Source organism: Nonomuraea zeae, assembly GCF_005889725.1.
Lineage (GTDB): Bacteria > Actinomycetota > Actinomycetes > Streptosporangiales > Streptosporangiaceae > Nonomuraea > Nonomuraea zeae.
On the sequence record NZ_VCKX01000351.1, the window covers coordinates 1 to 11,630 of the forward strand.

General features: G+C 66.3%; 9 protein-coding genes and 2 pseudogenes. 4 read left to right on the plus strand and 7 right to left on the minus strand.

Translation table 11 applies throughout. The features are described 5' to 3' along the window. Window positions 1–444: 444 nt before the first annotated feature. Both ETD85_RS53980 and ETD85_RS53985 read right to left on the minus strand, forming a co-directional pair. Window positions 445–1,491, minus strand: a complete 1,047-nt coding sequence (locus tag ETD85_RS53980; protein WP_138697636.1) for an alpha/beta hydrolase — start codon at window positions 1,489–1,491, stop codon at window positions 445–447. 70 nt (window positions 1,492–1,561) lie between these two features. Beyond that, entirely contained in the window at window positions 1,562–2,359 is a 798-nt protein-coding gene (locus ETD85_RS53985) for an SAM-dependent methyltransferase (RefSeq protein ID WP_138697637.1), read from the minus strand. A gap of 1,073 nt (window positions 2,360–3,432) precedes the next feature. On the opposite strand from ETD85_RS53985, the pseudogene ETD85_RS67785 reads away from it, so the two are divergent. Continuing rightward, a pseudogene (locus ETD85_RS67785) lies at window positions 3,433–3,534 on the plus strand (helix-turn-helix domain-containing protein); the annotation flags it as partial. Between the two features lie 57 nt (window positions 3,535–3,591). Here the strand turns inward: ETD85_RS67785 and ETD85_RS54005 are convergent. Further along, entirely contained in the window at window positions 3,592–4,317 is a 726-nt protein-coding gene (locus ETD85_RS54005) for an MBL fold metallo-hydrolase (RefSeq protein ID WP_138697639.1), read from the minus strand. A gap of 200 nt (window positions 4,318–4,517) precedes the next feature. On the opposite strand from ETD85_RS54005, the gene ETD85_RS63975 reads away from it, so the two are divergent. Continuing rightward, window positions 4,518–4,679 carry a hypothetical protein gene (locus tag ETD85_RS63975; protein WP_170247349.1) on the plus strand — a complete coding sequence of 54 codons (162 nt, stop codon included), beginning with the start codon at window positions 4,518–4,520 and terminating at the stop codon, window positions 4,677–4,679. Between the two features lie 688 nt (window positions 4,680–5,367). Here ETD85_RS63975 and ETD85_RS54010 read toward each other — a convergent pair. From ETD85_RS54010 to ETD85_RS54020, 3 genes are all read right to left on the minus strand, one after another. Next, window positions 5,368–5,862 (minus strand): hypothetical protein, encoded by a 495-nt coding sequence (locus tag ETD85_RS54010; protein ID WP_138697640.1) that lies wholly within the window; start codon window positions 5,860–5,862, stop codon window positions 5,368–5,370. A gap of 721 nt (window positions 5,863–6,583) precedes the next feature. Next, complete coding sequence (locus tag ETD85_RS54015) at window positions 6,584–6,982, minus strand: hypothetical protein (RefSeq protein ID WP_138697641.1); 399 nt, start codon at window positions 6,980–6,982, stop codon at window positions 6,584–6,586. Continuing rightward, window positions 6,979–7,254, minus strand: coding sequence for a hypothetical protein (locus ETD85_RS54020; protein ID WP_138697642.1), 276 nt, complete (start codon window positions 7,252–7,254; stop codon window positions 6,979–6,981). The genes ETD85_RS54015 and ETD85_RS54020 overlap by 4 nt, the downstream gene beginning before the upstream one ends. A gap of 862 nt (window positions 7,255–8,116) precedes the next feature. On the opposite strand from ETD85_RS54020, the gene ETD85_RS54025 reads away from it, so the two are divergent. Both ETD85_RS54025 and ETD85_RS54030 read left to right on the plus strand, forming a co-directional pair. Further along, window positions 8,117–10,285 (plus strand): transglycosylase domain-containing protein, encoded by a 2,169-nt coding sequence (locus ETD85_RS54025; protein WP_138697643.1) that lies wholly within the window; start codon window positions 8,117–8,119, stop codon window positions 10,283–10,285. Between the two features lie 401 nt (window positions 10,286–10,686). Continuing rightward, window positions 10,687–10,917 (plus strand): hypothetical protein, encoded by a 231-nt coding sequence (locus ETD85_RS54030; protein ID WP_138697644.1) that lies wholly within the window; start codon window positions 10,687–10,689, stop codon window positions 10,915–10,917. 27 nt (window positions 10,918–10,944) lie between these two features. Here the strand turns inward: ETD85_RS54030 and ETD85_RS54035 are convergent. After that, window positions 10,945–11,109: pseudogene (locus ETD85_RS54035) on the minus strand (hypothetical protein); the annotation flags it as partial. Window positions 11,110–11,630: the final 521 nt, after the last annotated feature.

An 11,630-nucleotide genomic window follows, 5' to 3' on the forward strand; every position in this document is an offset into this window, starting at 1 on the left:
TCCAGGCGCATCCGGAACGGTTCCGCGGCCGGCGGCCCTACCCACCGGCACTACCGACCAACGTGTGGATCAACCAGCCACCCGCGGCCCCGAGACCGACACCTCACCACAAAGCACGCAAGTAGCCGCTGAGGCTCGGTAGCAATGTCGAAGGCGAAGAATGCGCAGGATGTCTTCTCCCGTGCGGCCAGATCCCGCACTGGTACGTCGATGCCGGGCTCGGCGCGTAGCCGGAAGCGGATGTCCTCGGCCTCTTCATCCGGTTGAGGAGGTGCTGGCCGAACAGGCGCTGGTGGGAGGTCAGCCCGCCTGAGCCCCAAACCCGCACCGAGTGGATCTTGAAATGATTTCGCCGGTAAACAGCATCGGGAGGTCGGTTTCGACTCAGTGTGGGGGCCTGCACCGCTGCGTCATGCCCTGGGCTGTACATGCGACGGCGAGCCGTCACCCACCCGATGGGCTGGTCATGCGTTCGCAGAGCCAGGCGAGTGCCAGGGGGTAGCGGTATTCGATGGCTTTGTGGCCGGCGTCGAACAGTTCGAAGTGCACCCGGTCAGCTGGCAGTCCGGTGGCGGTCACAGCCTGGTGGAAGGCTGTCGCGCCCAGGTCGAGGTACCATTCGTCGCTTGTGCCGGCGTCGATCCAGATGGCTTGCATGGAGGCCAGCGCCTCGGCGAACGTCGGGTGGGCCGCCATCCGGACGGGGTCCCACTGCAGCCAGCGTTGCCAGATGTCGGGTTTGATCGCGCCGTTGGTGTCGAAGGGGAGGTGGACGGTGCCGTCCTCGTCGGCTGAGTAGGCGGCGGCGTAGCCGTACATGCTGATGAGGTTGATGTTGGCGGGTTTGGTGCCGACGATTCTGCTGCGGAAGTCGGTGAGGAATTGGTCGATGGATCCGTTGTAGTGGTCGCGTAGGGTCCGGGTGAGGGAGCGGAATTCGAACTGGTAGCAGACTTCGAACAGGGCGTCGCCGGCGTGGGTGGCCAGTGCGCCGAAGAGGTCGGGGCGGAGCATGGGGGTGATCATCGCGCCGTAGCCGCCGCTGGACTTGCCGGTGATCGCTCGCTGGTTTCGGTGGGCGATGGTGCGGTAGTGGGCGTCCACCCAGGGGACGATCTCGTCGCAGAGGTAGGAGTGGTACCGTCCGGTGCCGGGTGAGTCGAGGAACTGGCTGCCTCCCAGGCTGGTCCAGGCGTCGACGTAGACGACGATCGCGGGCGGGGCGTCCCCGCGGGCGAACATCGCGTCCACCAACTCGGGGTACGGCTGCCGGAACGGCGTACGGTTGGCCCACATGGTGAGGTGGCCGCCATAGCCCTGGATGACGTAGACGACCGGGTAATGCCGTACGTGGTCGTTGTCGTAGCCGGGTGGCACGTACACCCACAGCGGACGCTGGGACGGATCGCCGAGGGGGTTGCCGCGCAGCAGCGCGCTGTCGACGGTGTGGTGGTCGATCCTTCCGGCCAGATCGAAAGCCCAGGGAAGCATGAGGAATCCTCCGAATTTCTCGGTGTGGCGAAATGCCCCGAGGCAGCACCTGAGGGCTGTGGCCCTCGTCCTACGGAACTCTCGCGACCATGCCGAAGACGCCGGGTTCGGCGAGGTCGGGGATGGGGTCGAAGTCGTCCTCGGGACGCCAGCCCTGGATGGGGACGATGCCGGGATCCAGGAGCTCCAAACCCTCCAGCCACGCGGCCATGTCTGCGCGGGTACGGCCGACGACGGCTCCCTGGCGGGTGCGGCCGTACAGCTCGCGGCCCTTCTCCGCCAGGTCCCCGGTCAACTCGCCGGGGTGGCCGTGGGAGATGGCCACGTGACTGCCGGACACCAAGGGGCGACGCAGTTCGGCGACGATGTGGGCCGCTTCCTTGTCGTCGGGGATGAAGTGCAGGATGGCCAGAAGCAGCACTCCTACCGGCTGGGTGAAATCCAGGTGGCCTTGGACCTCGGAGTGGTGAAGGAGGGCGGCCGGGTCGCGGATGTCGGCCGGGGCGACCACCGTGCCGGGGTTGTCGGCGAGCAGCGCACGGGCATGGACCAGCACCACGGGATCGTTGTCGACATAGACCACCCGTGAGCTCGGCTCCGCGCGCTGGGCCACCTGATGAACGTTCTCCTGCGTCGGCAACCCGGCGCCGATGTCGAGGAACTGGCGGACACCCGCGTCGACGAGGGCGCGTACGGCCCGGCTCAGGAAAGCTCGGTTGGCCCTGGCGTTCGTGCGCGCGTTCGGCACGGACTCGAGCACCGCTGCGGCGGCCTCGCGATCTGAGGCGAAGTGGTCCTTGCCGCCCAGCAGATAGTCATATATGCGCGCCGCGCTCGGCACGCTCGGGTCAACGCCCGGTAGGTCCATGGCCGAAGATTAATGATCGAGCTCCTTTGCTGACAATTTAACGAAAGGGCTGGACATCGGCCCTCGGCCGCCTGAGCGAGGTCTGCGCGCTCGCCGGGAGTCAGCCGTTCCGGCATGCGCAACATCTGCCGAAAGTAGAGGCGCTCGATCACAGAGCTTCTGCACTGGCCCGCCTGGCGACGCCGTCACCAGGCACAACTCCGCCATCGCCGCCGCCCGGGCAAGGACCAGCCATGATCCCAAAGTGTCACTGACTGGAGTACCAAGGCCTTCGAGAGCAGGGCGTCCGGCAATCGCGGACACGAAAAGACCTCGGAGTCGGCAGGCAGGAATTCGGCGAAAAACGGCGGTCCTCCCCCTCATCGACGGTAACGACCGCTGGCAGTGAGATCGTTCTGGGGCCTGCATGGGGTGGGACCAGCGGGATTCGCCTGTGAATGGTCCGCGTTGCCGGTACGCCATCGCCATCGCGCGTGGAGACCTCACCGATGAAGAATGGTCCTTGGCTGGGCCTCACCTGCCGTTGGGTGAGCGCGGCCCGATTCCGGAGTTTCGACAGCAGTTCAACGCGGTGAGGTGGCGGTTTCGGACGGGCAGTCCGTGACGGGATCTGCCCGCCGAGTACGGGTCGTGGTCCACCGCCTATGATCGGTTTCAGCTGGGGGCGAGGGCGGGCGACTTCGAGCGGCTGATGCACGCGATGATCGCAAAGGATGCTGCTCGCGGACAGGCCGATCTTCACCTAATTAGTCAGCGTGGACTCCACCACGGCCCGTGCCCACCGCCACGCCGCTGAGATGGTCCTGGACGGCGAGCTGGCGCAGAGTTGGACTCACCATCCGGGGCTAGGCAAGCTGATCACGCGTGGGATGCCGGGCGAAAGCCGTCTCTAGATCACCCGCCTGAAATTCGCCAGGTAGATCCGTATGATGCTGGTCATGGCGCATCCAGCGCCCGGCCGCGGTGGAGATCCGCTTATCCGAGGGTGAGCGGGCTCGGCCGATCGGCATGTCAGCGGAGTCGTCCAGGGTGGCAGTCCGGGCGAGGATCGCATTGGCGTATGCCGGCCGCGGATCAGCACTGCGCAGGTGGCGCGAGATCTGGGCCTTGCTGAGAGCACCGTGCGGAAGTGGCGTGCGGCGTTCGCCCGGGGCGGGCTGGAGGCGCTGGCCGACGACGCGCACGGGTCGGCCCAAGCTCTTGACGCCGTTCTTGCGGCTGCCCCAGTAGGTTCAGCCAGAAACGATCAGGTCCCGCAGGGACTGCCGGGACCGCGGCCGGCTGTGGCTGTCGACGAACCAGTCGTAGCGCCCCGCCGGATACTCCGCCAGCAGCCGGTCGGCCAGGTCAGTGTCGTAGCCGTCGCCCGCCTGGCGCAGGTGGAGCGAGGGCGGGTAGAAGCAGTCGCCCAGCAACAGCACGCCGGAGTCCGGGACGGCCACGACGGTCGAGTCCTCCGTGTGCCGCCCACCTACATGCCGCACCTCAACGCCGCCCGGCAAGCTGAGCCCGTCGTCGAACTCGGTGTGCGGCGGCACCACCGCGAAGCCCTCCCAGGAGGGCATCGCCCACGCGCGTCCCCGGAAGCTAGGCCCGAGCCTGGGGTTGGCCTCGACCTCGGCGCGCAGGTACCGATGGCTCCAGGGGCGCCGGGCCTCCGCCTCAAGGATGCGCGCGCCGACGCGGTGGCCGATGATCTCCACCTCCGGCCAGGCGCACGCGCCCCAGACGTGGTCCCAGTGGTGGTGGGTGTAGATCAGGCGCCGGGCGGCGGGGAGCCCGGCCGCCTCGATCGCCGCCTGGATCCGGCGCGCGGTCGACGGACTGTTTCCTGCGTCGACCACGATGCTGCCCGCGGGGTCAGAGATGACCGCGACGCCGCCCTGGATGTTGTCGGGGTCCTCATCATGGGGATACCACCAGACGCGACCACATAGATGTCGTAAAGCTTGACGCATCGAAAGTTTAAGCCCATCAGTAGAGATATGCCGTGGGTTCGCTTGGGCCTCCGGAGCCTCACGATCCCCTGGGCCAGGATAGGCCTTCAGAAATTCTGAAGGTCTATCGTCCTCCTCGATCGCCTGACATCACCGATGAAGACGAGGAGGCGTGGGTTGAGCCTGTCCGTCGTGCGAGACCTCTCAGGAAGCGCGTGCCAGTGGCCGGTTCGGAAGAGCTGGTCGAGTTCGAGACCGACGTGCTGGCCGAGGTCATGCTCGCATGCGCGGCACCTGGCCTGTCGGACGCCACGATCAGCTCCGAGGCGGTCCACATCGAGCAGGTCTTGGGCCTGGCTCGGCCGACCCGTTGTGGTCGATGAAACCGGTCGACGAGGCCGGACTGCTGGCGTTCATAGTGTGGTGGAGCTCAGCCCTAGCGGGCGATCATGGGCCCGAAGTTCTTGCCGTAGGCGAGGCCGACTGCGTAGGCCGCGGCCGGTGCCGCCAACCGCCCATACTTGGTCGGGTGCCGTGGCCGACACCGACGCCGCCCAGGCGGGCAGGCGCATGACCGTCCAGGCCCGCCCGTCCCAGTGCGCGGCGTGATCCCGGCCACCAGCCACACGTCGTCGGGCGCGAGGGCGGTGGCACCGGCCCGCTCGCCCGGGCTGATGTCCATGTCCGGCAGGAACCCGGCTCCAGCGCTCGCCGCCCCAGTGGTACGCGGTCAGAGCGGCGGCGGCGAAGATCCAGGCGTCGCGCAGCCGCGGCCTCGGGCCGTACGGACTGGGGAGGGTTTGGGGGTTGCCGCGGTGACGCTGGGGGGAGTGGCGGTTGGCGCGGGCGTACCTCGTGGGGCGGTGCGACGGAACACCGGCCGGGCGTGAGGTGCTCGGGCCGCTGTTCGCGACCTTCCTGTTCTGCAGTGAGCAGGCGCTGCTCACCTGCGCGATCATCGTCGTGCTGGCCACGCTCGCCGCACTGTTGTCGCCGGGGTGCGCAACCTGCGCGCCCCGGAGCCCGCGTCCGTCTCGGGCTGACGTGTCGCGTCCGGAAGCGCCGTCGGTCTCAGGCTGAGGCACGCCGGTCTCGGGCCGACCTGAAGTAGGCGTTGGCCCTGGGCTGGAACATCAGGGTCACCGCCCCCAGCACGGCCACCACGTGCAGGGTCCTGCTGGTCGCGAAGACCCACCACAGCGCGTCCGCCCCGGCGACGACCTCGGCGATCGAGCCCCCGTTCAGCAGCCATTGGACGGGCTCCATCACGAGCGAGAGCGTCCCAAGCACGCCCAGCGTCCCCGCGAGCGTCCAGCGCGCCCAATTCTGGCCGCGCCTCAGCCGCAGCGCCAGGAAGATCGCGCCCGCGAACACCGCCAGCCGGAACCCCACGCCCGGCAGCAGGTCTCCGAGCGCGGCGCCCTCGGCGAGCAGGCTGACGACCATGAGCACGGTCTCGAAAACCCCCGCCGCGATCGCCACCAGCCACAACGTCGCGGCGGTGTGGACGATCGGCGGCAGCTCGGCGGCGACAGCGCCCGCGTCGGCCTTCTTCACGGTGCTCACGGCGCCCTCCCTGGATGTACGGATCACCCTGGGAGTCTCCGCCGTCCGGCCTCTCCGATGCAGGCCTGCTGTCCCCCGGATGGCTGGTAGTGCACGCCCTACCAGACCTCTCCGCTGGTCCTGCCACTGCCCGGACTCGATCAACCGCTCGACGACCTGGAGGCGTTGGACGGCGGTGACCGCCAAGACGTCGGCGCCCGGCTCCAGGCGGATCGCGGTCCAGCAGGGTGGTCCGGGAGGTGCGGATCGACGCCAGCGCAGCCACGATCAAGTGCGGCCGGCCCGGAGTCATCCGGTGCTCGTTCGCGCCTCGGCGATAGGTGGGGCAGAACGACCCAGCTGCGCTCGGCCGCGCCGTCGTGTCCGTGCTGGTCCCACCACCGGACGCCGAGGACGACGACAGCGGTCGGGGCGGAGATGGCGGCCCTGCCGCCCGTCGCACTCGAACGTCACATAATGCGAACTGACAAGCCTCATCGGCCCTGCTGAGGACCCTGTGGCAGAGAACCGTCTCCACGCTGTCAGGGATTGACAGATGCTCGCCCGCCCACAGGCACGAGGCCCGATCCCGGCCGCGATCGTGGAATTCGATTGCGTCATGCGCGGCAGGTCGGCGTCATGGAACGCTCTGCCGCAGGAAGCACGTTATCGAGCCAGGGGAAGAGCACCGTCTTCGCCGGCGCCTGCCTCTGACCGATGTGCGATTGCTTGACTCGGGTCGCTAGACCTGGAAGAACTCCAGATGTCCGTACCCCTGCCAGCCCGCGGCATCCCCCGTGAGAACAGGCCAGCCGCGGTCGATGGCTAGGTAGGCGGTGTGGGCATGATGAAGCGGCACGTCCAGGGGACGGGGGGCGTGGCGAGCCTGGCGAACGACGCGAAAGATCTCTTGCCGGGTCAGGTTCTCGATGATGCAGGACCGGAATCCGAACAGCCACATGAGCTGCGCGGGATCGGGATCAGCGACGATCGCCGCCTGGGCGAACGTGGTGACGGGCAGAAGCAGTGCATGGCCGTCCTCTGTCAAGACTTCGAGAGCAGTCCGAGCGTCGGCGCCTTCCTCGCCGTCGGCCAGGAGTCGCAGGATGGCGGTGAGGTCGGCGACGTATCCGGCGATCAAGCGAAGCTGGCCTTCTTCTCCGCCGCGGCCCGCTGGGCGGCGTGCATCCGCTCGCGCATCTCCGTCTTACGGCGGTCGTAACCTTCGGGGTCGACGGCGCGGTCCTTGGCGGTGAGTCGGGCCAGCCGTTCACGGGAGGACCGATCGGCGTCTGCGCGCTCCTTCGCCAAACCCGCGAGGTAGCCGGAGACGGTGGTACCTTCCTTGTCGGCCATCTCCTTGACGAGGTCATACACCTCATCGGGCAGGCTCATGGAAAATTTCTGCGCCATACCTGCACCCTACCTGGCAGGAAACGGGTTGTCCGTAGGACAACGGGTGGCTGTTCGACGAGAACCTTGCTCGGATACCGCATCGACATCGGGGTGTGGTGCGCGCCAAGGAGCCGGGACGCGCCGGACGAGCACAAGCCTGGTGACGATGTCGTGCTCGCGCTCACCGTGGAGATCATCGGCTGAAGCACGTCCAGCGGGATGAGCTTGCAGACAGCGGCCGCCACAACATGGCGTACGAGGAGCATGCTCCGTGACGCCGGCCGTTGCCGTACCGAGCGTCGAGGAAGCTTGCGAAAGTTGCCGGCAAGGGCGGAAGAAGCTGACTCCAGCGAAGGACTACACCCGCCTTATGAATCAACGGTGCAGCTGGACGCCAAACGATAACCATGTCCGTTCAGATCGGCCCCCTCGCCCGCGACTTCTGCACCGAGCTCTTCACCTACAACTATGAGCACCGGCATTCCGGTATTGGCTTGCGCACCCCGGCCCCGGTCCATCTGGGCACCGCCGTTCAGGTTCGCGCCGAGCGCGTTCGAAGGCTCAGGCCGCCTGCGGCGCCCGACCCCGGCCGGTCCCGCCGCAAGCTCAACCCTCCCGTCTGCCAAAATCCGTTTGGATCAACGAACCCGTCAAGGAGGAACCCGCTCCGATACAGAGCACGTCGCCTGAAAGTCTCAAACGATGTAACAGTTACCGCTGCGCCAATGCGCCACCCGACTCAGCGGTCACGAACGACCAACGTGTAAAACACGCCTAAGAATGGCAGGTTTCATGTGCAGCAAACGGGGCCCTAGCGACGTCTTTTTCCTACGAAAGGCACGCCATGACGTGCACTTGCCCCAAGGAGAGAGAGTTCTGCATGAGTTCCCCTGCGTCGAATGTCGCGCGCCTGATACTGGCAGCGATGGCGGCGGGCGTGATTGTCGCCGCCATCGCACTGCCGGCGGTCGGAGGTGCCGGAGCGATCTTCGTCTCGGCGTCGCAGGAGCTGAGCATCAAGCCTGAGGCCCTCAAGGAGCCCCCGCTCGCGGAACGCACCACAGTGGTCGACGCCGACGGCAATGAGATCGCCCAGTTTTATGAGCAGTACCGCGAGTCGGTCACGCTCGACCAGGTAGCCACGATCATGAAGACGGCTGTCGTCTCGATTGAGGATTATCGCTTTTACGAGCACGGCGCCATAGATCTTGAGGGCACCCTCCGTGCTCTGGCCAAGAACGCCGCTTCCGGTGGCATCGCGCAGGGCGGCTCGTCGATCACCCAGCAGTACGTCAAGCAGGTGCTGCTCAACTCGGCCACCACCGACAAGGAGCGGAACGCGGCCCTGGAGGCCAGCTACGCGCGCAAGCTCAAGGAGCTGCGCCATGCGCTGGCGATGGAGGAGAAATACACCAAGGACCAGATCCTTGAGAAGTACCTCAACATCGCCTACTTCGGCGACCGCGCCAACGGGGTGGAAGCCGCGGCCAAGCGCTTCTTCGGCGTGAGTGCGTCCGAGCTGACGCTGTCGCAGGCCGCGACCCTGGCTGGTGCTGTGCAGAATCCGAACGCGACCGACCCCCACCTGGGCAAGGCGCAGCGCAAGCGGCTATTGAGCCGGCGCAACGTGGTCCTTGACCGGATGGCTGAGCTGAAGAAGATCACACCCGAGGAGGCCGCTGAGGCCAAGGCCAAGCCACTCGGCTATGTGGGCACCCCGTTGCCGGGTAACTGCGAGGCCAGCCCGTACCCGTACTTCTGCATCTATGTCCGCGACGAGATGCTGCGCAATCCGATCTTCGGCAAGACGGCCGAGGCCAGGAGCCAGTTCCTCACTCGGGGTGGCCTGGAAATCCGCACCACGCTGAACCCGAAGATGCAAAAGGCCGCCGACAATGCGATCAAGAAGTTCGTTCATCCCTCCGACAAGCCGGTGGCCAGCGAGGCCCTGCTCGAGCCGGGGACTGGCAAGATCAAGGCCATGGCCGCCAGCCGTAAGTATGGCAGCGACAGGCACAAGGGTGAGATGTCGTACAACGTCGTGGCCGATGTGGCGCACGGTGGCGGCGTCGGCTTCCAGGCCGGTTCAACGTTCAAAACGTTTACCCTGCTCACCGCGCTCGACCAGGGCATGAAGGTCAAGGACGGCTTCATGGTCGGCAGCGGCTACCGAGCTGCTGACTACTCTACGTTCAAGAACTGCAAGGGTGGAAACATCGGCGACCCTACCCACACGGTCACTAACGACGAGGGAAGGGGTGGCTTCAAGACGCTGGCCACGGGCACGTGGGACTCAGTCAACACCTTCTTTATGCAGCTGGAGCAGAAGGTCGGGCTCTGTAACGTCATCACCACCGCCAAGAAGCTGGGTATCAAGCGTTCCGACGGGCGCAATTTGCTGGAGTTCTCAACGTTCACCCTCGGCACCAATGAGATGGACCCGGTGACCGTCGCCAACGCCTACGCTGCTCTCGGCGCACGAGGAAAGTACTGCGCCCCCATGGCCATCACTTCCATCAAGGACCGCACCGGCAAGGTCACGAAGTACAAGCCCAAGTGCAGGCAGGCCATCGACTCCGAAGTGGCGGACGCCGCGGCGAGCATCCTGTCCGGCGTGTTCACCAAGGGCACCATGAGCAAGGTCGGTGGGATCGGCCGTCCAGCGGCAGGCAAGACGGGCACCACGGACAACCAGGCCACAGCCTGGTTCGCCGGCTTCACCCCCAACCTCGCCGGTGCGGTGAGCATTGGCGACCCGCGCGGTTCCCAAGAACACGGGCTCAACAACATCACGATCGGCGGGCGCCCCTACGCCTCGGTCTTCGGCGCATCCATTCCCGGGCCGATCTGGAAGAACACCATGATCAACGCCCTGAAGGGCACTGCGGCCATGAACTTCACTCCCGTCAACAACGCACGCTTCGGCGGCTGCTCGAGCTGCGCGCCAGTGCGACCGACGCCCGAGCGGGACACCGGCCCCAGTGCGGTCGATGACGCCGACGTGACTACGGAAGACCACGAAGGGGACCCCGATATCGGCTGGCAGTGAGGATGTGCCGGCATGGCGCCTGGCTTCTCGACGTTCCTCGCGCGAGTCGCCGAGCCGTCCGCCGATCTCCGCAGTGAAGCAGCTGAGCAGTTCATCCTCTGGTGCGGACCGGCTGCGCCAGGTCAGGGGAGACAATGAGGACCGTGATGCTGACGCCTCGGGGGAGACGGCGGCAAGCACTCAAAGTCACGCGGCATCCTGCGCGCGAACTTCGCCGCCCTGGCCTGAGCCGGCTCTCATCGCGTCTCCGATTCCGCCTCGTCGCGCCGCCCGAACAACAGGGCCAAGCGGCGTCGCATGATCAAAAGGATCAGAACCCTCCTGACCGCAGGAGCCGCGCCTACCGTTGACAGAGCAAGGACTTTGACGGCGATTTCCGGACTTTGCGGGGGGATGAGCTTGTGACGTTCTCAACGGTCGTGGCAGGCGGCTTCGTGATCGCCATCGTGTGCATCATCGTCTGGATGGTGGTCTCGCTCACCGCTCGTCGGCCCTCCATGCGGAGGGGATCAGGCAATCCCAGCATCCCGTTCATCAGCGGGACGAGCTGGCCCGACGGCAGCGGCGGCAGTGGCGGCGGCGACTGCAACAGCGGCTACTCGGGTGGCGACTCCGGCGGTGGCGGTAACTGACCGCCGCTGGGACGAGCATCGGCGCTGTCATCGCCAGTCGCCTGCATAGGAGAACGCTCCCCAGTCGCAATATTGGAAACCGTCCTGAGTCGCGGTCTGTGCCACTTTGAAGGCCCGCAGCCTGCTGTTCCCCTCGTGCAACTCGTGGTACAGCCGGGTGAAGAAGAAACCGGAGACCTCGTCGTCCACCGGCCACCGTGAACCTCCAGCAAGCCGACGGGATCAAGCCTGTGGATTCCTGCATCAGAGCCCCCGAGAGGAGCTCGTAAACGCATCAAGAGATACACCCCCACGTCCCTTCCTTTCGCGCGTTGCACCCGCGCGGCTCGGATACCACGATGGTCCCGTTCGCAAGTGTTTCGAGGTTCACGCAACTGCTGGCAGTGCGCAGGCTGGTGGTCGCAGTCGGCGAGCTGCTGAGAGTGGAGATCCTGCTGTTCGGGTCTGTCGAATCCGGCCATCAGGTCCTCAAGGTCGGCCGGGACGAACGTTCGTCTGAAGGGCCAGGGCGGCCTCGTTGTGGCGACACGTGAACAAGAGTTGATCTGGTTCGGCCAGGGGCGCGTGCACGGGGCGTGGACCATCACCCGCGTTCCGCAGCTAATCCGTGATCCAGGGCATGTTCGGGTCTGAACCCGCAGGTCAGCGCGTTCTGGCCTGGTGGAAACGGTGGAAAGCCCTAGTGACACGACTTCGCTGATAACCCCGTCACG